At 65.8% G+C, this 20122-nt stretch carries 18 protein-coding genes; 11 read left to right on the top strand and 7 right to left on the bottom strand.

Annotation, left to right across the window (positions count from 1 at the left end; genetic code table 11):
* The first annotated feature begins 181 nt into the window (after nucleotides 1-181).
* The 3 genes from JWQ05_RS16995 (at nucleotide 182) to JWQ05_RS16985 (ending at nucleotide 4580) form a co-directional block, all read left to right on the top strand.
* On the top strand, nucleotides 182-2941 hold the full coding sequence (locus JWQ05_RS16995) for a phosphoenolpyruvate carboxylase (protein WP_299660777.1): 2760 nt from the start codon (nucleotides 182-184) through the stop codon (nucleotides 2939-2941).
* A gap of 131 nt (nucleotides 2942-3072) precedes the next feature.
* On the top strand, nucleotides 3073-4047 hold the full coding sequence (locus JWQ05_RS16990) for a CoA ester lyase (protein WP_299660774.1): 975 nt from the start codon (nucleotides 3073-3075) through the stop codon (nucleotides 4045-4047).
* A 98-nt stretch (nucleotides 4048-4145) separates the two neighbouring features.
* Nucleotides 4146-4580, top strand: coding sequence for a heme-binding protein (locus JWQ05_RS16985; RefSeq protein WP_299660771.1), 435 nt, complete (start codon nucleotides 4146-4148; stop codon nucleotides 4578-4580).
* A 108-nt stretch (nucleotides 4581-4688) separates the two neighbouring features.
* Here the strand turns inward: JWQ05_RS16985 and JWQ05_RS16980 are convergent, their stop codons facing one another.
* Complete coding sequence (locus tag JWQ05_RS16980; protein ID WP_299660768.1) at nucleotides 4689-5555, bottom strand: porin family protein; 867 nt, start codon at nucleotides 5553-5555, stop codon at nucleotides 4689-4691.
* Nucleotides 5556-5816: 261 nt separating this feature from the next.
* Here JWQ05_RS16980 and JWQ05_RS16975 point away from each other — a divergent pair, with 261 nt between their 5' ends.
* On the top strand, nucleotides 5817-5996 hold the full coding sequence (locus JWQ05_RS16975) for a hypothetical protein (RefSeq protein ID WP_366944617.1): 180 nt from the start codon (nucleotides 5817-5819) through the stop codon (nucleotides 5994-5996).
* Nucleotides 5997-6055: 59 nt separating this feature from the next.
* Here JWQ05_RS16975 and JWQ05_RS16970 read toward each other — a convergent pair whose 3' ends face one another.
* The 3 genes from JWQ05_RS16970 to JWQ05_RS16960 all read right to left on the bottom strand — a co-directional run bounded on the left by JWQ05_RS16970 (nucleotide 6056) and on the right by JWQ05_RS16960 (nucleotide 10037).
* Complete coding sequence (locus JWQ05_RS16970; RefSeq protein ID WP_299660762.1) at nucleotides 6056-6901, bottom strand: formate/nitrite transporter family protein; 846 nt, start codon at nucleotides 6899-6901, stop codon at nucleotides 6056-6058.
* A 44-nt stretch (nucleotides 6902-6945) separates the two neighbouring features.
* A complete protein-coding gene (locus tag JWQ05_RS16965; RefSeq protein WP_299660759.1) occupies nucleotides 6946-7689 on the bottom strand; it encodes a molybdopterin-binding protein in 744 nt (247 codons plus the stop codon).
* Between the two features lie 74 nt (nucleotides 7690-7763).
* Entirely contained in the window at nucleotides 7764-10037 is a 2274-nt protein-coding gene (locus tag JWQ05_RS16960; RefSeq protein WP_299660756.1) for a transglycosylase SLT domain-containing protein, read from the bottom strand.
* Between the two features lie 186 nt (nucleotides 10038-10223).
* On the opposite strand from JWQ05_RS16960, the gene dapA reads away from it, so the two are divergent.
* On the top strand, nucleotides 10224-11123 hold the full coding sequence (gene dapA, locus JWQ05_RS16955; protein WP_299660753.1) for a 4-hydroxy-tetrahydrodipicolinate synthase: 900 nt from the start codon (nucleotides 10224-10226) through the stop codon (nucleotides 11121-11123).
* 82 nt (nucleotides 11124-11205) lie between these two features.
* The gene (gene smpB / locus JWQ05_RS16950; protein WP_299660750.1) at nucleotides 11206-11679 is read left to right on the top strand and encodes an SsrA-binding protein SmpB; all 474 of its coding nucleotides are present in this window, start codon (nucleotides 11206-11208) and stop codon (nucleotides 11677-11679) included.
* Nucleotides 11680-11752: 73 nt separating this feature from the next.
* Here the strand turns inward: smpB and JWQ05_RS16945 are convergent, their stop codons facing one another.
* The 3 genes from JWQ05_RS16945 to rpoZ all read right to left on the bottom strand — a co-directional run bounded on the left by JWQ05_RS16945 (nucleotide 11753) and on the right by rpoZ (nucleotide 15803).
* Nucleotides 11753-12454 carry an NYN domain-containing protein gene (locus JWQ05_RS16945; protein ID WP_299660747.1) on the bottom strand — a complete coding sequence of 234 codons (702 nt, stop codon included), beginning with the start codon at nucleotides 12452-12454 and terminating at the stop codon, nucleotides 11753-11755.
* A 512-nt stretch (nucleotides 12455-12966) separates the two neighbouring features.
* Nucleotides 12967-15210 (bottom strand): bifunctional (p)ppGpp synthetase/guanosine-3',5'-bis(diphosphate) 3'-pyrophosphohydrolase, encoded by a 2244-nt coding sequence (locus tag JWQ05_RS16940; RefSeq protein WP_299660745.1) that lies wholly within the window; start codon nucleotides 15208-15210, stop codon nucleotides 12967-12969.
* A gap of 182 nt (nucleotides 15211-15392) precedes the next feature.
* Nucleotides 15393-15803: a DNA-directed RNA polymerase subunit omega gene (rpoZ, locus tag JWQ05_RS16935; RefSeq protein ID WP_299660812.1), complete on the bottom strand. Its 411-nt coding sequence runs from the start codon at nucleotides 15801-15803 to the stop codon at nucleotides 15393-15395.
* A 239-nt stretch (nucleotides 15804-16042) separates the two neighbouring features.
* Here rpoZ and JWQ05_RS16930 point away from each other — a divergent pair, with 239 nt between their 5' ends.
* The 5 genes from JWQ05_RS16930 to JWQ05_RS16910 form a co-directional block, all read left to right on the top strand.
* On the top strand, nucleotides 16043-16765 hold the full coding sequence (locus JWQ05_RS16930) for a carbonic anhydrase (protein ID WP_299660743.1): 723 nt from the start codon (nucleotides 16043-16045) through the stop codon (nucleotides 16763-16765).
* Between the two features lie 126 nt (nucleotides 16766-16891).
* Complete coding sequence (gene fabD, locus JWQ05_RS16925) at nucleotides 16892-17833, top strand: ACP S-malonyltransferase (protein WP_299660741.1); 942 nt, start codon at nucleotides 16892-16894, stop codon at nucleotides 17831-17833.
* Nucleotides 17834-17848: 15 nt separating this feature from the next.
* Entirely contained in the window at nucleotides 17849-18589 is a 741-nt protein-coding gene (gene fabG, locus JWQ05_RS16920) for a 3-oxoacyl-[acyl-carrier-protein] reductase (RefSeq protein WP_299660738.1), read from the top strand.
* A 444-nt stretch (nucleotides 18590-19033) separates the two neighbouring features.
* Nucleotides 19034-19270, top strand: a complete 237-nt coding sequence (locus JWQ05_RS16915) for an acyl carrier protein (protein ID WP_018044468.1) — start codon at nucleotides 19034-19036, stop codon at nucleotides 19268-19270.
* Between the two features lie 86 nt (nucleotides 19271-19356).
* The coding region (locus tag JWQ05_RS16910; protein WP_299660722.1) for a beta-ketoacyl synthase N-terminal-like domain-containing protein at nucleotides 19357-20122 on the top strand (766 nt) is incomplete at its 3' end.

Raw genomic sequence — 20122 nt, 5'->3', positions numbered from 1 at the left:
GCGCGACCGGAAAAGGTATGAGCTTTCCGGAAGCGGTTTTCCCCTCTTAGACAGCGGGGGAGGAGCTTGCGAAACGCTTCGACCGCGACGCCTGATCGTACCGACGGCAAACCGCGTGGCACCCGTCGCCCGCTTCCGTCGCGGTCGCTCGGCGAAGAACGTACACAAGGTGGCCTTGTCCATGACGGATACCCTTCACGCCCCGGTCGGTGCCATCGACCAGACCTTTGCGCCCCCCGTCATCACGGGAACCTCGTCGAAGGAAGCGCTCGACATTCTGTTCCATGCGCTGCTCGCGGTAGCGCGCCGGCATGAGCCCGAGCTCGAAGACGTGCTCCACGGGCGCGCGAACATCTCGGAATTCTCGCCCGAGCTCCTCGCCCGCGCCCTCCAGGTCCAAGGCATCTGGTTCCAGTTGCTGTCGATCGCCGAGCAGAACGCGGCCATGCGCCGCCGCCGGCAAGTCGAGCGTACCAAGGGTCGGGAGGCCTTGGGCGGAAGCTTCAGCGCCGTGCTCGCCGATGCGGCTGCCAATGGCATCAAGGCGCCGGAGATCCACGCGCTCCTGAAAGACCTGCGCATCCGCCCGACGATCACCGCGCATCCCACCGAGGGCAAGCGCGTCACGGTGCTCGAGAAGTTCCGGCGCATCTATCTCGTGCTGCGCGAACTGGAACTGCCGCGCTGGACCGAGCGCGAGCGTAACGGCCTGATGAACGAGTTGCGCGACCAGATCGAGCTCGTCTGGATGACCGGCGAACTTCATCTCGAAAAGGCGACCGTCGAGCGCGAGGTCGCCTGGGGTCTGCACTTCTTCGACGAGACCCTGTTCGAGATGCTGCCCGAGGTGCTCTATTCCTTGGAGGAGAGCCTGGCGCAGTACTATCCGGACGAGAAGTTCGAGGTGCCGCCCTTCTTCCAGTTCGGGTCTTGGATCGGCGGCGACCGCGACGGCAACCCCTACGTCACCTCCTCCGTCACGCGTACGACCCTGCAGCGCAACGCTCTGGCTTCGCTCCGCCGCTATCGCGATGGCGTGACATCGCTCGGCCGAACGCTCTCGCTGACGGAGCGGTCGCTGCCGGTGCCGGGGACGTTCAAGGCCGAGCTCGCCCAGATGCTTGCGGAGAGCGGGGATGGCCGCGCCATCGCCAACCGCAATCCGGGCGAGGCCTATCGCCAGTTCCTCACCTGCATCCTGCGCAAACTCGAAGCCACGATCCTGCGCAACAAGGGCCAGCGCTCGACGGGTCCCGATTACCCGAGCGCCGATGGCCTCATCAACGATCTGCGGACCCTGGAGCAGGGCCTGAGCGACGCGAAATGCGCTTCCCTCGCCGTCGACCTCGTCCGCCCCGTCCGGCGCATGGTGGAGATCTTCCGGTTCTCGACGGTTCGCCTGGATCTACGCGAGAACACCACCCGCACCACCAAGACCCTGCATGCGCTCTGGCAACTCGTGCATGGCCAGAACCGCACCCCGCCGGACATCGATTCCGCCGAGTGGAAGGCGTGGCTAGTCGAAGAACTCGCCAAGCCGCGCCAGGGCGAACGCAACTTCGAGAGCCTGCCCGACGACGCGCGCGAGACGCTGGAGACCTTCGCTCTCGTTGGCGAGATGCGCGAACAGCTCGACCGCGAGGCCTTCGGCTCCTTCGTCCTGTCGATGACCCGCTCCGTGCAGGACATCCTCGGCGCCTACCTGCTCGCCAAGGAAGCCGGCAACTTCCTCGACGCGTCGGGCACTGAGATCTGCTGCCTGCCGATCGTCCCGCTGTTCGAGACCATCGACGACCTGCGCGCCGCGCCCACCATCATGAAGGAGCTCTTCTCGATTCCCGTGGTCCGTCGCTCAACCCGCTGGCAAGGCGGCGTGCAGGAGGTGATGATCGGCTACTCGGATTCGAACAAGGACGGCGGCTTCGTCGCTTCGAACTGGGAGCTCTACAAGGCGCAGGACAAGCTGACTCAACTCGGTAAGGCGTCCGGGGTGCCGATCGCGTTCTTCCATGGGCGTGGCGGTTCCGTCAGCCGTGGCGGCGCGCCGACGGCGCGGGCCATCGCGGCCCAGCCCCCGGGCTCGATCAACGGGCGCTTCCGCACCACGGAGCAGGGCGAGGTCGTCTCGTTCAAGTACGCCAACAGGGGCACGGCCGCCTACCAGATGGAACTGCTCGCATCCTCGGTGTTCGAGCACGCCCTGAAGTCCGAGCGTGAGGCCGCCAAGACCCCGCGCAACGAGTTCGACGATTGCCTGGAGGCCCTGTCCGGCGCATCGCGCGCGGCATACGTCAACCTGATCCAGCATCCCGACCTCGTGACCTATTTCGGGGCCGCGAGCCCCCTCGACGAGATCGCGCTTCTCAACATCGGGTCGCGCCCCGCCCGCCGCTTCGGTGCGCGCTCCTTGTCGGACCTGCGCGCGATTCCCTGGGTGTTCGCCTGGTCTCAGAACCGCCACGTCATCACGGGCTGGTACGGCGTCGGCTCGGGGCTGAAGAGCTTCCTCGATGTGCGGGGCGCCCAGGGTGAGGCCCAGCTGAAGCGTCTGTTCGCGGAATCGAAGCCGTTTCGTCTCATCCTCGACGAGGTCGAGAAGACCCTGTTAATGGTCGACCTCGAAATCGCCCGCGATTATGCGAGCCTCGTTCCCGATGCGGGCGCCCGCGATAGCATTTTCCCGCTAATCGAGGCCGAGTACGCGCTGACCCGCGAAATGGCGCTTCGCGTCAGCGGCGACAGCGAACTCGCCGAACGCTTTCCCCTGTTCCGCGACCGCCTGAACGGGCGCCTGCCGACCATCAATCAGGTCAGCCGCGAGCAGGTGGAGTTGCTGCGCCGCTTCCGCTCGGAAACCGACGAGGATCAGCGCGAGGCGGTGAAATCCGCTCTGCTGCTCTCGATCAACTGCATCGCCGTCGGCTTTGGCGCGACGGGCTGATGGATTTGTAAGGATACCGGGGGCTCGCGAAGGCTCACGGACTGGCGCGCTCGCGCGTCTTGATCGGTATGGTGGCCCGACTTTCGGGTCTCATGAACGTCCAGAACACTTCAAAACAGGAAGGAATCCCAATGAGCTTCACCCTGATCCAGCAGGCCACGCCGCGCCTGCACCGCTCGGAACTCGCCGTCCCCGGCTCGAACCCGACCTTCATGGAGAAGTCGGCCACCTCCAAGGCCGACGTGATCTTCCTCGACCTCGAGGATGCGGTCGCCCCCGACGACAAGGAGCAGGCCCGCAAGAACATTATCCAGGCGCTCAATGAGATCGACTGGGGCAACAAGACCATGATGATCCGCATCAACGGTCTCGACACCCACTACATGTACCGGGATGTGGTCGACATCGTTGAGGCCTGTCCGCGCCTCGACATGATCCTGATCCCCAAGGTCGGCGTGCCGGCCGACGTCTACGCCATCGACGTGATGGTGACGCAGATCGAGCAGGCCAAGAAGCGCGAGAAGAAGATCGGCTTCGAGGTTCTGATTGAGACCGCTCTCGGCATGGCCAACGTCGAAGCGATCGCGACCTCGTCGAAGCGCCTGGAGGCGATGTCCTTCGGCGTGGCCGACTACGCCGCCTCGACCCGGGCACGTTCCACCGTCATCGGCGGCGTGAACAAGGACTATTCGGTCCTCACCGACAAGGATGAGGCCGGCAACCGCGAGACGCATTGGCAGGATCCGTGGCTGTTCGCCCAGGCTCGCATGATGGTGGCCTGCCGAGCCTACGGCCTGCGCCCGATCGACGGTCCTTTCGGCGACTTCTCCGACCCGGACGGTTACACGTCCGCCGCACGCCGCTGTGCCGCGCTCGGCTTCGAGGGCAAGTGGGCGATCCACCCCTCGCAGATCGACCTGGCCAACGAGGTGTTCACTCCGTCGGCTGCCGAAGTCGAGAAGGCTCGCCGCATCCTCGCGGCGATGGAAGATGCCGCCAAGGCCGGCAAGGGCGCCGTCTCCCTCGATGGACGCCTCATCGACATCGCTTCGATCCGCATGGCCGAGGCGCTGATCGAGAAGGCCAACGCGATGGCCTCGAACTGATCGCTGCACCCAACGCTTCGACCTGAGACCTTGGCCGCCTCTTCGGAGGCGGCCATTTTTACTTTCGCCCCGTACCGGGCAAATCAGGAGACATCATCATGCACGTGACCATCGACGACGCGCACAAGGCCATCGAGGCTGCCCGCGCCAAGGCCGTGGAGCTTGGCACCCAGATGTGTATCGCCGTGGTCGATTCCGGCGGCAACCTGAAGGCGTTCTACCGGATGGACGGCGCCTGGGTCGGCTCGATCGACATCGCTCACAAGAAGGCCAAGACTTCCGTGTTCTTCGGGATGATGACTGGCCAGATCGGCGCTCTCTCGCAGCCGGGCGGGCCGCTCTACGGCATCGAGCATTCCAACGAGGGCCTGATCACTTTTCCGGGCGGCATCCCGATCGTCGACAAGGACGGCGAGATGTCGGGCGCCATCGGCGTGAGCGGCTCGACGGTGGAGAACGATCACGCTGTAGCCCTGGCTGGTGCGAGCACCATCGGCGCAACCGAACTGCCGGCGCATCCCTGGCGGACCTGAAACGTCTCGAACCGAACACCCCGACAAAAAAGCCCCGCTCGCGAGAGCGGGGCTTTTCCATAGTCTGTCTGCGTCTGGCGATCCGGGAAGGATCGCCAGCGACTCGGTCTAGAGCGAGCCGAACTTATAATTGAAGCCGGCCTTGATCAGGTTGCCCTCGGTCCGGAAACGCGAGGTGTAGGAGCCGGTCGCTGGTGCGCCGAGGCCGGTGTTGTTCACCAGGACGTCGCGGCTTCCGAGATCGTAACGAAGATACTCGGCCTTCAAGGTGATGGCGCTGGCGCCGATGAGGCCGCCGATAAAGTTGAAGCGGTTCAGGAAGCTGTCGGTCGGGATCGCGTACTCGATGCCACCGCCGTAGACGTAACCGGTCTCCATGCCCTTGAAGCGGCCGGTATAGGCGAGGCGGTTCGCGGTGTTGAAGAAATCGGCCTGATACTTCACGTCGCCGTAAGCGAAGCCGCCGGTCCCGTAGACCAGGAACCGATCGAAGGCGTAGCCGAGACGGCCCTGCACGGTACCGAGGTAGTTCAGGCGGTTCCGGTAGCTGCTCGGATCCGGAATGAAGTTGTTCTGGGCGATGGCCGGGCCGAAATAGTCGCGGCGCTTGCCGATATCCGTCCAGGTCACGTCAGCCTCAGCACCGACCACGAAGCCCGAGCCCGGCGTGAATTGATAGTTGTAGCCGAGGCCGCCACCGATGTTGCCGATGCCGTCCTGCTCGGCCTTGAAGTTCGGCGCACGGCGGCCGAGGGCGACGTTCGTCGCCGTGTTCGGGTTGTTGCCCAGCGTCCGGATGTTCTGGTTGTCGCTGAACGTGTAGGAGCTGTGCGTGCCGAAATACACGCCGGTCCAGGTGAACACCGGGACGGGAACGAAGACGGGCGCCATTTCACGGCGCGGAAGGTCGGCGGCGGAGGCCGCGCCGATAGCGACGAGCGAAGCGAGGCCGGCCAGAAAGGTTTTTGCGATCATCGGGGTGTGTGTCCCAGGTCCTAGAATTGTTGCTCAAACTACTCGCGGTTGCCGAACGCGACTATGCCCGCCAGGCCACACCCGCATGGGAAGCGTCAGGCGCCGTACCAAATTCGTCGTTCCCGGGCGTGCCGCGCAGGCAGCGCGGCGCGGCGATCTGGGTGTGCAGGCATGAAGGCCGTCATCCCGGAATGGGAACCGCGGGTTAAGCATGCTGCGGTATCCCGCACGGGCAACTCTCCCGCCGCGACAGGAGCGACGATGACCCGGGACCAACTCGCCGCCGAACTGAAGCGCATGGCCGCCGATCAGGTCAGCGACATCGAGCGCGCGGTGAAAGACGGCCACAAGACGATCGCGCTCAACGAGATCGCCGATCTCAACCGGAACCTGAAGGCACTCGCCGCCGCCGTGAAGGGACGGGCTGTCGTGCGCACCTGAAGACAGAGTGCCGCATCCACCGGCTTCGGGCGCAACAGTCGGACCCGGCGAGGACGCCCTCAGATCTCGCCGTCGGCGGCTTTCTGCTCTTCGACCTGAGGCGCCACCTGCCCGAAATTCAGGACCGCAACCAGGGCTGTGCCACCGAAGACGTTGCCGATGAGGGTGGGCACGAAAAAGCGCCAGCCATAGTCGAACAGCGTCACCTCGCCGGCGAAGACGAGGTAGAACGTGTCGACCGATCCGGCGACGATGTGCGCGAGGCCGCACATCGAAACCAGCCAAGTGATCAGGATCACGATGAAGGGTGCGGCCGATCCGGTCGCCGGCAGCATCCAGACCATTAGCGCGATGAGCCATCCGGCGAACACCGCCTTGATCAGCGTGGTGCCAAAACCCGAACTCACCGCATGACGGCTGATCTCGATGAAGGCCTCCCGAACACCCGGCTCGAATGCATCCGAGTGGAACAAGACGGCCGCAATGACGGCGGTTGCGGTGATGTTGCCGACCAGCACGATGCTCCAGAGGCGCATCACCCGCCACAGGGTCGTCCCGGTGCGGTCGTGAAGCAGGGGCAGGATGGGCGTCAGCGTGTTTTCGGTGAACAACTGCTGGCGCCCGAGCACCACGATGAGAAAGCCCGTGGCGTAGCCGACGCTCGTCAAGAGTTCGGTCCACGGGGCGTGAGGCAGATGCGCCTTGAGCACACCCGGCACGATCAGGGAAAATCCCATGGTCAGTCCGGCGGCAATCGCCGAGAGCAGCAGGGCGCCGCCATGCCGGCGCAGCTCCTCGTCGCCCTCTCGGCGGATCGCCTCGTGCAGAACGAAGGCATCCGGCCGGCCGGCATCGGCCACGCTCTTCAGCTGTGCGTCCCTGCCTTCGTCGGTCCGCTCTCCCATCGCATCGGCTCCTACGTATCGTTGGAAGCCGAAGCAGCTGCGCGTCAGGCGTGGGCGCCGCGCAAGCCCTCCAGCATCGCGCTGACGTCGTCTCGCGCGCGGGCGACCGCTTCGGCATCCCTGCCACGGACAACAACACGATTGGCAAAGCCGTTCGGTGTCATTGACGGATACGAGCCGATGGAGACGGTCGCATGGGCCTTGGCGATCGCCGCGAGGCCGCCCGCATAGGTGCCTTCGGGCAGATTTCCCGCCTCGATCGTCTCGGACAGGACCTTCGCGCCGGTCGCCAGCGTCGGGCCGATATTGTCGAGCATTGCCTGCATGATCCCGGGCACGCCGGCCATGACGATGACGTTGCCGATGCGAAAGCCCGGCGCCTTCGAGACTGGATTCGCGATGAGGTCGGCGCCGGCCGGGATGCGCGCCATGCGCAGGCGGGCCTCGTTCAAATCTTCGGGCTTGTGGCGTTCCAGCAGCATCGCCTTGGCGCGTGGATCGACATCGATCGTCACGCCGAATGCCGCAGCCACGCAATCGGCGGTGATGTCGTCATGCGTCGGCCCGATGCCCCCGGTGGTGAAGAGGTAGGTGTAGGTCTCACGCAGGGCGTTGATGGCTATGACGATGCGCTCCGCCTCGTCCGGCACGATCCGCACTTCCCTGAGGTCGATCCCGATCGCCGTACAGTAATCCGCGATCGTGCCGATGTTCCTGTCCTTGGTGCGCCCGGACAGGATCTCGTCGCCGATCACGAGGATCGCGGCGGTGATGGCGGATTCGGTCATGACAGGTCCGATGCGAGTGTGCGATTCGGGCCGAAGTAGCGCGCCGAGTCCTTCCCGACCATGCGGTGCCTCTGTCAGCGAGCGCCGCGCTGGAGGTCTCCGTCGATGAGCAGCGCGCTCTTTCCGTCCAGGCGATTGCGATAGACCTGCAGGTTTTCCATCACGCGCTGAACGTAGTTGCGCGTCTCCGTGAACGGGATGCGCTCCACCCAGTCGATGGGGTCGACGCCGCCCTTCCGGGGATCACCGTAGGCGTCGATCCACTTCTTCACGTTGCCGCCGCCGGCATTGTAGGAGGCGAAGGCGAGGATATACGAGCCGCGCCAATCCTCCATCAGTTCGCCGAGGTGTGCTTGACCGAGACGGGCGTTGTAGGCCGGGTCGCTGGTGAGCCGATCCTGGTCGAAGCTGGTGCTGACCCGCCGGGCCGTGCGCTGGGCGGTGGCCGGCATCATCTGCATCAGGCCCCGCGCGCCGACGCTCGACTGCGCGAGTGGGTCGAACTGGCTTTCCTGGCGGGCAATGGCGAACACCATCGCCTTTTCCACCAGCGGCACGGCGGCAGAGGCCTCGTAGTTCGGGATGCCGATGGTGGGATAGGCGTGGGCGTCCAGGGGGAGGCCGCGCTGCACGGCGATCTTGCCGACGGCGACCAGGGCACGGGAATTTCGCTGCTCGGTCGCAACGTTGCCGAGGGCGTCGATCTCGGCGGCATCGGTCAGACGGTTCGCGGTGTCGATGTAGAGCGGAAGCGCGAGGTCTTTGAGGGCTGCCGCCTCGAGCATTTTCAGCGCGCGGACATAGAGCCTCTGATCGAATGCGGCCTGCTGGCTCGCGTCGAGTTCCGGAATGCTGCGCAGTGACAGGCTGGAGCGTCCGAGCTTCGTCCGGGCCAGTTGTCCATAATAGGCGATCGGCTGGAGCGCGGCGCGCTCATAGAAAGCTTTGGCCTCGTCGGTCTGCTGCAGAGCCTCGGCGGCACGTCCCTGCCAATAGGCCGCCCGCGCCAGGGAGATCGGGGTTTCGGCGATGCGGCCGGCTTCCGCGAAGTGGCGTGCCGCCTTGGTGGGATCGTCCTGGAAGCGCAGGGCGATCCAGCCTGAGTGGAACTCGGCCTCAATGCGTTTCTCGACCGTGCGAGCGCTGTGCGCGCTGGCCACCGCGTAGGCAGCACCAGGATCATTGGCGTCGATGAGCTTGCGCGCCACGATCCGCCGTTCGACCCACCACTCGTCGCCGTCGACAAGCACATCGGGGTTGGTGGGGGCCATGGCGATCATCGCCGCCGCTTCCACGATCTTGTCGTGCCGGCGCAGATGTTGGGCGCGGGAGAGGATGTAGGAAGAGTCGCTTCGCAGCGAGGGCGGCACTGCGTTGAGGGCGGCCGGTGCCGACGCGCTCTTTTCCTCGACGGCGCGACGGGCTCGGACCAGCGTTGCGTATCCCCCGCCGGCAAATGCAGCGGCCCGGCCAGCGGTCTCGTAATCTTCCTTCAGGAGGGCCCGTTCCATGCGGTAGCGATGATCGACCCGGGTCAGCAGATTCGGAAAGGCGTCCAGCACCTTGGCTTCCAGGCTGCGCCCGAAGGTTTCCCCCCGCCACAGATCGCGCACGAGCGTCGCAGCATCCTCGTCGAGGCCATCAGCCTTGAACGCCAGCGCCAGGGCGAACTTTCCCGGCGCGCTCGCGGGTTTCGAGGCCGCGAAGAAGGCACGGACCGTCGCGGGGTTCCGGCGCTCCGTCAGCAGGGCCTCCTCGGCGCGCCGACGCAGCAGGGGACCGGCCGGCCAATCGGGATTGCTACGCGTGAAGGCGACCGTACGCTCGAAACCGATCCCGGCCCCGGCGCGGATCGCCACCCATTCGAGCAGCGCCCGGACTGCCGGATCCGTAAACCCGTCCCTCAGGCGGTCCCCTTCCGAAACGCGCCCCTTCCGGTAAGCGTCGATGGCTTGCCGCAGCGCAGGTAGATCGACGTTGGGCGCGACGCGCGCCGCACGGGCCGGGTCCGGCACTTCGGGCACGGGTGCTGCCGGAGACACCGTTGCGTCCGGCAGCGGAAATGCGATGCCGGCTTCGGGGTCGGCGGAAGCATAGGCCTTCGCCGCAGGGGGCAGCGTCGGGCCAGGTGCCGCCTCCGGCGCCTTGGCGTCGATCTTCAGGGCATCCGCCGCGACGGGATCCGGCACCTTGGCGTCGGGGAGCGCGGCGGACGGCGCCACCGCATCGCTCGCCGGCCGCAGCGTCGGCGCGTCTGTACCCGAACCGCCGGACGCGGCGAGGACCGATCCGGCCGAAGCCAGGGTGAGGGCCAGCATCAGGGCTGCCCGCTGCGTCGAGAACACCATGGTTCTTCCAGTCCCAAGGAATGCGGACAGATCTTCAAGCTCATCCGAAGGGCATTAAGAAGGCATTAACCCCGTCAACGCAGCGTTTGCGCCGGTGCGGACGAGGGCCTATGTCTGCCCGTCCGCGCGAAGCGGTGCCGCTGCCGGACGACCGGCGCGACGAGACCGACGGCTGGGAACGCCAGGATGACCGAGACTTCCACCCGACGCCTTCGCGGCGCGATGTCCGCACTCGTGACCCCGTTCAAGGACGGCGCCTTCGACGAGGCCGCTTTCCGCAAGTTCGTGAACTGGCAGATCGAGCAGGGCATCCACGGCCTCGTACCCACCGGCACCACCGGTGAGAGCCCGACGCTGACCCATGCCGAGCACGACCGCGTCGTCGAGATCTGCATCGAGGAGGCTGCAGGACGTGTGCCGGTGATCGCCGGCGCCGGCTCGAATTCCACCGTCGAGGCGGTGACGCGCGCGCGCCACGCCGAAAAGGCTGGGGCGGATGCCGTGCTGGTCGTGTCGCCGTACTACAACAAGCCGAACCAGGCAGGGCTCTACGCGCATTTCAAGGCCGTGAACGACGCCATCGGCATTCCGATCATCCTCTACAACATTCCCGGACGATCCATCGTCGACATCAGTGTCGAGACGATGGCGCGCCTGCATGAACTGAAGAACATCGTCGGCGTGAAGGATGCCACGGCCAAGCTCGACCGGGTCAGCCTGCAACGCCAAGCCATGGGCGAAGACTTCATTCAGCTTTCGGGGGAAGATGCGACGGCGCTCGGCTTCAATGCGCATGGCGGTTGCGGTTGCATCTCCGTGGTGTCGAACGTCGCCCCCCGTCTCTGCGCCGACCTGCAGGACGCGTCTCTGTCGGGTGATTATGCCAAGGCACTCCAGATCCAGGACCGACTGATGCCGCTGCATGTCAGCATGTTCGCTGAGCCTAACCCGTCTCCGGCGAAGTATGCCCTCGCCCGGCTGGGCCACATGAGCGACGAGGTTCGCCTGCCGCTGATCACGGTCGGCGAAGAGACGAAGGCCCTCGTCGACGCTGCGCTTCGCCACGCGGGCCTGCTCGCGGGCTGAGCCCGACTGGCAGAGCGCGTCGCGACGAACCATATCCCTCGGCCCGGTCGCGCTTTCGCGGTCGGCCTGACCCGACGTTGTGATGGCTCCTAAACCTGAATCGAACCGCCGCGTCGTCGCCGACAACCGCGCCGCCCGATACCACTACGAGATCACCGATACGCTGGAGGCCGGACTTGCCCTGACGGGCACCGAGGTCAAATCCCTGCGGAAGGGCAAGGCCACGATCGGTGAAGCCTATGCGGGCCCATCCGGCACGGACCTGATGCTGTTCAACGCCTACATTCCGGAATATATCGAGGCGAACCGCTTCAACCACGAGACCAAGCGACCGCGTCGCCTGCTTCTGCACCGCAAGCAGATCAACAAGCTGATCGGTGCCACCCAGCGCGAAGGCTTCACGGTGGTGCCGCTGAAGATCTACTTCAACGAGCAGGGCCGGGCAAAGATCGAGCTCGGTCTTGGACGCGGCAAGAAGCTCCACGACAAGCGCGAAGCGTCGAAGGAACGGGATTGGCAGCGGGATCGCGCGCGCATCATGCGTGACAAGGGTTAGGACTGACCTCATCGTTATCTACCTCAAAGGAACGGCCCTATCCGACTGATCGGGCCGTTCCTCCGGTCGGCCGTTAGCCTTCCAGGGTCTCGTCGCCCTGTCGGATCCCGTAGCGGCTCTCGAGGGCAGGGCTCGGCCGAGCGGAACGTTCCGGAGTCTCACCACGCGAGCGGGTCGGCGTGTCGCCGGTCCCCCGGTTTTCCTGGCCCCGTCCGTCCTGATTCCGGTCCGGGCTGCGTGGTGTTCGCTCGCCGGGATCTCGACCGATCCGCGCGAGGAGATGGGCGAGATCGATGAATTCGTCGGCCTGGCGACGGAGATCGTCGGCGATCATGGCAGGCTGGGTCTGGATCGTCGACACGACGGTCACGCGGACACCGCGCCGCTGCATCGCCTTGACGAGAGAACAGAAATCTCCATCCCCGGAAAAAAGCACCATGTGGTCAATGCGTGGTGCGAGCTCGAGCGCGTCGATCGCGAGCTCGATATCCATGTTCCCCTTCACCTTTCGGCGGCCGAGCGAGTCGACGAATTCCTTCGCTGGCTTCGTGACCACGCAAAATCCATTGTAATCCAGCCAATCGATCAATGGCCGGATCGAGGAATACTCTTGGTCTTCGACGATCGCAGTGTAGTAGAAAGCCCTCAGTAAATGATCGCGAGACTGAAATTCTTTCAGCAATCTCCGATAGTCGATGTCGGCACCGAGGGATTTAGTTGCGGCGTATAGATTCGCTCCGTCAATAAACAGAGCACTGCGCTGATGTGCGCTCATCGTGAATTCCAATATCTGATGAAGTCTTGTCTCAAATGATCCCGCGCTCACTTATTGATCGAATCTGGTGCCTGAAATGCAGCAAAATCACTGACTTCAAACGATTAAAAATCGAATCAACAATCGAAACCAGGGAATAATATCTGGTAAACAAGATTAGATGAATAAAATAGACGGTCTTATCTGACAGTGGTCTCGGGAAAAGTCAAGTTTTTCACGCCAGGCTGAGACTATGAACAACCATAAGTTCTATCTTCACTGTATGGCTGGCGCGGATGGGGTGAATGCCGTGGACTTCGAGATGGCCGATAATCTCTACCAATCCGTTCCTTTGATGGGCCGGTGAAGCGGAGCGTTGGTGTAACGATCAGGACACCGAAAGCATCTGCGACTCGTACCGCGCGGGATAATCAACTCTGTAAGACTGTTGGAATGTGATCGGCGGTGCCATCCAAGCGATGTTCTCCAAAGACAATCGGTGCCTCCTGGTTCATATGTCAAGAGATGCCGACTCAGCCGTTGACGCGATCAACTTTATTGACGGTCCGCTTTCCGCGCAGTTCGGCGATGATGGCGTTCAGATGTTTCAGATCCCACACCGATAGATCGATGACGATCTGCGTGAAATCCTGCGTCTTCCGCTTCATCGACACATTGTCGATATTGCCGTCGTGATCAGCGATCACCTGGGCGATCTGCGCGAGCACGCCGGGCTCGTTGATCGATTGCAGCGCGAGACGCGCTGGGAAGCGCTCGCTCGTCCCGGCCTCGACGTCCCAACGCACGTCGAGCCAGCGATCGGGCTCGTTGTCGAAATCTGCGAGGGCAGCCGATTGGATCGGGTAGATCGTCACGCCGACCCCAGGGGTCAGGATTCCAACGATGCGGTCGCCCGGCACTGCCCCGCCATTCGGCGCGAAGCTCACCGGCAGGTCGCTGTCGAGGCCCCGGATCGGAATACCATCCGAACGGTCGAGATCGGAGGTCCGGCCCTCCGGGAAGGTCAGACGCATGGTCTGGTCCTTGGCCAGGCTGAGGCGCCCAGCGCCATCGCCCGAACTCGGCTGCGGCAGCGGTGCGGGCGCGCCGCGGCGCTCGTCCTTGTGGTCGGGGTAGACGGCCCGTACCACGTCGCCAGAGAACATTTCTCCCCGTCCAACGGCCGCGAAGACGTCCTCGGTGCTTTGCCGGGCGAGACGCGGCAGGGCACCCCGCAGCTTGTCCTCTGAAAAGCTCTTGGCGGCCCGCTCGAAGGCGCGGTCGAGAATCTGGCGGCCAAGCCCCGCATATTGCCGCCGCACGGCGGAGCGGGTCGCCCGCCGGATCGCCGACCGCGCCTTGCCCGTGACGACGAGGGATTCCCAAGCCGCGGGTGGGGACGCGCCATCGGACCGCGCGATTTCGACCTCGTCGCCGTTGACGAGTTCGTGAAGGAGCGGCGCCATGCGCCCGTTGATCTTCACGCCGACCGCCGAGTTGCCGACGTCGGTGTGAACCGCATAGGCGAAGTCGATCGGTGTCGCTCCGCGCGGAAGCGCGATCAGGCGCCCTTTCGGAGTGAAGCAGAATACCTGATCCTGGAAGAGTTCGAGCTTCGTGTGCTCCAGGAACTCTTCCGGGCTGTCGCCCTCGGCCAGCAACTCGATGGTACGGCGCAGCCATTGATAGGCGCCGCTCTCGGTGGCGAGGCGCGGATGGATACCGCCGATCTCGTCCTTGCCACCGCTCTCCTTGTAATGCGCGTGAGCCGCGATGCCGTACTCGGCGATCTCGTCCATTGCCGCGGTGCGGATCTGCAATTCCACACGCTGACTTTTCGGACCGATGACGGTGGTATGGATGGAGCGGTAATCGTTCTGCTTGGGCGTCGAGATGTAGTCTTTGTATCGTCCCGGCACCATCGGCCAACTCGTATGGACGACGCCGAGCGTACCGTAGCAATCGGCCAAGGTTTCGACGACTACGCGGAACCCGAAGATGTCCGACAGCTGCTCGAAGGCAACGGATTTGCGCTCCATCTTCGCGGAGATCGAATAAGGCCGCTTCTGCCGGCCCGTGACGACCGCCTTGATCCCTTGAGCCGCGAGCTTGGTGGTCAGGTCCTGCTCGATGCTTTCCACAAGCCGCTCGGACTTCGCCGAAAGATCCGAGAGACGCTGGGCGATGGTGGCGTAGATCTCGGGCTTCAGGTTGCGCAGGGCCAGATCTTCAAGCTCCTCGCGTAATTCCTGCATGCCCATGCGGCCGGCGAGCGGCGCGTAGATGTCGAGGGTCTCCTCGGCGATGCGCTCGCGCTTATCCACGCGCATGTGGTGGAGGGTGCGCATGTTGTGGAGGCGGTCGGCGAGCTTGACGAGAAGGACGCGGACATCGGCGGCGACCGCCAGCAGCAGCTTTCGAAAATTCTCGCCCTGGGCCGCCCGCTTCGAGACGAGGTCGAGCCGCTTCAGCTTGGTCAGGCCGTCGACCAGCGCGCCGATCTCGGGGCTGAAGATTTCGCGGATTTCGTCGAGGGTGGCGGCGGTATCTTCCACGGTGTCGTGCAGGACCGCCGCCACGATGGTGGCGTCATCGAGCTTCAGGTCCGTGAGAATCGCCGCGACTTCAAGGGGATGGGCAAAGAAGGGATCGCCGGAGGCCCGCTTCTGGGTGCCGTGGGCGCGCATCGCGTAGACGTAGGCGCGGTTGAGCAGGGCTTCGTTCGCGGCGGGATTGTAGCGCTTGACCCGCTCGACAAGCTCGTATTGGCGCATCATCCGCCGAGGGACCCTTCCACGATGGCGCGACCGGCAGGGAAGCGCGACCTTGCGATGTGTCCCGCATCGCACGCGGGGACGCCAGCCCCAAGGCGTCGCATGGGGCGCGATTCCGGCCGGGGCCATGAAAAAACCCGGCGCGGCGGCCGGGTTTTACGAGGACGTTGTCGGAGGGGCCGGAGTTACTCGGCCTCTTCGTCCGTCTCGGTCGGGGGCGCCAGATTCTCGAGGCCGCGCAGAAGATCTTCCTCGCTCATGCGGTCGAACTGGACGGCGCCGTCGTCGCTGGAGGATTGCGGTGCGACGGCGGAGGCGGCCGGCGAGCTCGAAAGCAGCGGAACGGTTTCCGCTTCCGGCTCATCGACTTCCACGTATTTCTGCATGGAGTGGATGAGCTGTTCCTTAAGGTCGTCCGCCGTGATCGTCGCGTCGCCGATCTCGCGCAGGGCGCAGACGGGGTTCTTGTCGCGGTCGCGGTCGATGGTCAGTGGCGCGCCGGCGGCGAGCAGGCGGGCGCGGTGGCTGGCCAGCAGAACCAGCTCGAAGCGGTTCTCGACCTTGTCGATGCAGTCTTCAACGGTGACGCGAGCCATGACGGACGGCTCCTTCCTCAGACTAAATTTCCGGATTGAGCGTGTGCCATACACCCCTTGGCGCTCTGCAACAAGCGGCAGCGCCGCCTGCAACACGTCACGCACGTTCGGTGCTCGCTCGCCAATCCGTGACAGGCTGCGCGCTAAACGACCCGGCGACGGCCGGGGCCGGCCCGAGCTAGACAGTGCGGCCCGAGTCGCGCCGACGCGATTCGGGCTCGAAACGGGGGGACCACACCATGACGACGCTGCTCAGCCGTCGCAGCCTGCTCGGCTGCGGATGCCAACTCGGGGCCGCCTGCTTCGCGGCGACCGCACTGCCCAACCTCGCCTTCGCGGCCAGCCCGTCCACCAAGAAGACGACGCTGACCGCCGACGAGGCCCTGGAGACTTTGAAAGAGGGCAACCGCCGCTACCAGACCGACAGCCCGGTCCGGGCGGTCCAGGGCCGCGAGCGCCGGATCGAGATCGCGCTGGGCCAGACCCCGTTCGTGGTCCTGGTGAGCTGCTCCGATTCGCGCGTCTCGCCCGAGATCCTGTTCGGGCGCGGGCTCGGCGAGCTGTTCATCGTGCGAAACGCCGGCAACTGCGTCGACACCGCGGCCCTCGGCTCCATCGAGTACGCGGTCTCGCAACTCGCCGTCCCGCTGGTCCTGGTGATGGGCCACAGCCGCTGCGGCGCCGTCGAGGCCGCCGTGGACGTGGTCAAGAACAACACGGTCTATCCCGGCTCCATCGGCCGGATGATCGAGCCGATCGTGCCCGCCGTCCTGTCCCAGCGCGACAAGCCGGGCGACTTCGTGGAGAACTGCGTGCGGGCCAACGTCAACCGCGTGGTCGAGCGCCTGCGCCTCGCCTCCGAGCCGGCCCTGCTCGATCCCCTGAAGGCGGGCAAGCTGCGGGTGGTGGGCGCCTCCTACAGCCTCGATACCGGCACGGTGGACTTCTTCAACGAGGGCTGAGCCTCGGCCGGCGCTGTGCGGTGCCATGTTGACACAGGTGGCGGGCGGTGCGACTGCGCCGCCCTTGCTGGAGCCGGGGCGACCCGGAACGACTTGGGTCGACCCGGCACGACGAGGAGCTTCACGATGGCGCGCGCTTGCATCTTCCCCGGCCAGGGCAGCCAGACCGTCGGCATGGGGCGCGCGCTCGCCGAGCATTTCCATCAGGCCCGCGACGTGTTCGCGGAGGTGGACGAGGCGCTGAACCAGCCGCTCTCCCGCCTGATGTTCGAGGGGCCGGTGGAGGACCTCACCCTCACCACCAACGCGCAGCCGGCCCTGATGGCGGCCAGCCTCGCGACCCTGCGGGTGCTGGAGGCCGAGCGCGGCCTCGATCTCCGGCGCGACGTCGCCTGCGTCGCCGGCCATTCGCTGGGCGAATACACGGCGCTCGCCGCCGCCGGCACCTTCTCCATCGCCGACACCGCACGGCTCCTGCGGATTCGCGGCACCGCCATGCAGGGCGCGGTGGCCCCGGGCGAGGGCGCCATGGCGGCGCTGATCGGCGCCGATGCGGAGACCGCGCAGGCCATTGCCGACGAGGCCGCCGAGGGCGCGGTCTGCGAGGTCGCCAACGACAACGGCGGCGGGCAGGTGGTGCTCTCCGGCGCCCGGGCGGCGGTGGAGCGCGCGGTGGCGCTGGCGCAGGGGCGCGGCATCAAGCGCGCGGTCATGCTCAACGTCTCGGCCCCGTTCCACTGCTCCCTGATGGCGCCCGCCGCCGAGGCCATGCGCCGGGCCCTGGCGGAGGTCGCGATGCATACTCCCGTGGTGCCGGTCTACGCCAACGTGCTGGCCGCCCCCGTCACCGACACGGCGGCGATCCGCGAGGCCCTGGTGGCCCAGGTCACCGGCACCGTGCGCTGGCGCGAGAGCGTCGCCGCCATGGCCGCCGCCGGCATCGACCAGTTCTCCGAGATCGGCACCGGCAAGGTGCTCACCGGCCTCGTCAAGCGCATCGCCGCCGGGGCCTCGGCCGGCGCGGTCGGCACCCCCGACGACATCGCAAGCTTCCCCGCCTTCGGCTGAACGACAGGAACCCCCATGTTCGATCTGACCGGCCGCAAGGCCCTCGTCACCGGCGCCACCGGCGGCCTCGGCGGCGCCATCGCGCGGGGCCTGCACGCGCAGGGCGCGACTGTCGCCATCTCGGGCACCCGCCAGGCGGCGCTGGAGGCCTTCGCGGCGGAACTCGGCGGCGAACGCGTGCAAATCGTGCCCGCCGACCTCTCCGACAAGGCCTCGGTGGAGGCGCTGATCCCGGCGGCGGAAGCCGCCCTCGGCGGCCTCGACATCTTGGTCAACAATGCCGGCATCACCCGCGACAACCTCGTGCTGCGCATGAAGGACGACGAGTGGGATGCGGTCATCGCCGTCAACCTCTCGGCGGCGTTCCGGCTCTCGCGGGCGGCGGTGAAGGGCATGATGAAGCGCCGCCACGGCCGCATCGTGAACATCGGCTCGGTGGTGGGCGCCACCGGCAATCCGGGGCAGGTCAACTACGCCGCCGCCAAGGCCGGGCTGGTGGGCATGACCAAGGCGATGGCGGCGGAAGTCGCCACCCGCAACCTCACGGTCAACTGCATTGCGCCGGGCTTCATCACCTCGCCGATGACCGACGCGCTCAACGAGAAGCAGCGCGAGGGCATCCTCGGCCGCGTCCCCATGGGGCGCCTCGGCACCGGCACCGACATCGCGGCGGCCGCGATCTACCTCGCCTCCGACGAGGCCGCCTACGTCACCGGCCAGACGCTCCACGTGAACGGCGGCATGGCGATGTATTGAGCGGCGCGCCGTCGTTCCGGGGCACCGCCGAAGGTCTTTCGAGACGCAGACCGTCGATCGCGATCGATCGGCCGCCAGCGTGTCGGGGAGGGGCAACCTTCGCTGCACCGCACACCGCCAAAACCACCCGGCGGCTCGAAAAAGCCACAGCGATGAACGGGTTGTGAACCGGCCCTCGCCAGCGTCGGAACCCTGTGTTAACACCCCGGCTGCCGTGCGAGGGGGGTGCCGATTCAGCGGGTTGCGGATGTCTGAAAAACTTCAAGCTCCGACTGGACAAGTCGGGTGACTTGACCGAAACGCGCCATCGAACACACCGGCCGCCCGATCTCATCAGATGTCCCGGGACGGGCCGGCGGCCACGGCACCTGAACCTGCAAAGACCTTGTTCACCTGCAAAGACCTTGCACCATCTCGACCTTGAAGAGCTAAGGACCAAGACCGATGAGCGATATCGCTGAGCGCGTGAAGAAGATCGTTGTCGAGCACCTCGGCGTGGAGCCGGAGAAGGTGGTCGAGGGCGCGAACTTCATCGATGATCTCGGCGCCGACAGCCTCGACACCGTCGAGCTCGTGATGGCGTTCGAGGAAGAGTTCAACGTCGAGATTCCGGACGATGCCGCCGAGACCATCCAGACGGTCGGCGACGCGGTGAAGTTCCTCGAGAAGAACTCCGCCTAAGACGGACGCAACGCGCGCGAGCGGGGTCGTGACCGGCCCCGCGCGCCATTCGTCGTTCGATGACAGGACCGGTTCGGGATAGTGCGATGCGTCGGGTAGTGGTGACGGGCTTGGGGATGGTGACGCCGCTGGCCAGCGGGGTCGAGGCCACCTGGAGCCGGTTGATCGCCGGCGAGTCGGCCGCCAAGGTCGTGACGGCGTTCCCCGTCGACGATCTCGCCTGCCGCATCGCGTGTTCCGTGCCCTTCGGCGACGGCACGAACGGCAGCTTCAATCCCGACGCCTTCATGGAGGCCAAGGAGCAGCGCAAGGTCGATCCGTTCATCGTCTACGCCATGGCCGCCGCCGGCGAGGCCCTGAACGACGCCGATTGGCACCCGACGACCTACGAGGACCAGTGCGCCACCGGCGTGATGGTCGGCTCCGGCATCGGCGGCATCGGCGGCATCTACGACGCCTCCGTGACCTTGCACGACAAGGGCCCTCGCCGGATCTCCCCCTTCTTCATTCCCGGCCGCATCATCAATCTCGCCTCCGGGCAGATCTCCATCGCTCACGGCCTCAAGGGCCCGAACCACGCCGTGGTCACGGCCTGCTCCACCGGGGCCCACGCCATCGGCGACGCGGCCCGGCTGATCCAGTTCGGCGATGCCGACGTCATGGTGGCGGGCGGCGCCGAATCGCCGGTGAACCGCCTCGCGCTCGCGGGCTTCGCCGCCTGCCGGGCGCTGTCCACCGGCTTCAACGACAACCCCACGGCCGCCTCCCGCCCCTACGACAAGGCCCGCGACGGCTTCGTCATGGGCGAGGGCGCCGGGGTGGTCGTGCTGGAAGAGTACGAGCACGCCAAGG

The sequence above is a fragment of the Methylobacterium sp. genome, from assembly GCF_028290105.1.
Lineage (GTDB): Bacteria > Pseudomonadota > Alphaproteobacteria > Rhizobiales > Beijerinckiaceae > Methylobacterium.
The sequence above is the reverse complement of the archived record's forward strand: the minus strand, read 5'-3'. Positions and strand labels throughout refer to the sequence as shown.

Coding starts and splice junctions, on each gene's coding strand:
- JWQ05_RS16995 (WP_299660777.1), top strand. CDS start 182: ATGACGGATACCCTTCACGCCCCGGTCGGTGCCATCGACCAGACCTTT.
- JWQ05_RS16990 (WP_299660774.1), top strand. CDS start 3,073: ATGAGCTTCACCCTGATCCAGCAGGCCACGCCGCGCCTGCACCGCTCG.
- JWQ05_RS16985 (WP_299660771.1), top strand. CDS start 4,146: ATGCACGTGACCATCGACGACGCGCACAAGGCCATCGAGGCTGCCCGC.
- JWQ05_RS16980 (WP_299660768.1), bottom strand. CDS start 5,555: ATGATCGCAAAAACCTTTCTGGCCGGCCTCGCTTCGCTCGTCGCTATC.
- JWQ05_RS16975 (WP_366944617.1), top strand. CDS start 5,817: ATGACCCGGGACCAACTCGCCGCCGAACTGAAGCGCATGGCCGCCGAT.
- JWQ05_RS16970 (WP_299660762.1), bottom strand. CDS start 6,901: ATGGGAGAGCGGACCGACGAAGGCAGGGACGCACAGCTGAAGAGCGTG.
- JWQ05_RS16965 (WP_299660759.1), bottom strand. CDS start 7,689: ATGACCGAATCCGCCATCACCGCCGCGATCCTCGTGATCGGCGACGAG.
- JWQ05_RS16960 (WP_299660756.1), bottom strand. CDS start 10,037: ATGGTGTTCTCGACGCAGCGGGCAGCCCTGATGCTGGCCCTCACCCTG.
- dapA (WP_299660753.1), top strand. CDS start 10,224: ATGACCGAGACTTCCACCCGACGCCTTCGCGGCGCGATGTCCGCACTC.
- smpB (WP_299660750.1), top strand. CDS start 11,206: ATGGCTCCTAAACCTGAATCGAACCGCCGCGTCGTCGCCGACAACCGC.
- JWQ05_RS16945 (WP_299660747.1), bottom strand. CDS start 12,454: ATGAGCGCACATCAGCGCAGTGCTCTGTTTATTGACGGAGCGAATCTA.
- JWQ05_RS16940 (WP_299660745.1), bottom strand. CDS start 15,210: ATGATGCGCCAATACGAGCTTGTCGAGCGGGTCAAGCGCTACAATCCC.
- rpoZ (WP_299660812.1), bottom strand. CDS start 15,803: ATGGCTCGCGTCACCGTTGAAGACTGCATCGACAAGGTCGAGAACCGC.
- JWQ05_RS16930 (WP_299660743.1), top strand. CDS start 16,043: ATGACGACGCTGCTCAGCCGTCGCAGCCTGCTCGGCTGCGGATGCCAA.
- fabD (WP_299660741.1), top strand. CDS start 16,892: ATGGCGCGCGCTTGCATCTTCCCCGGCCAGGGCAGCCAGACCGTCGGC.
- fabG (WP_299660738.1), top strand. CDS start 17,849: ATGTTCGATCTGACCGGCCGCAAGGCCCTCGTCACCGGCGCCACCGGC.
- JWQ05_RS16915 (WP_018044468.1), top strand. CDS start 19,034: ATGAGCGATATCGCTGAGCGCGTGAAGAAGATCGTTGTCGAGCACCTC.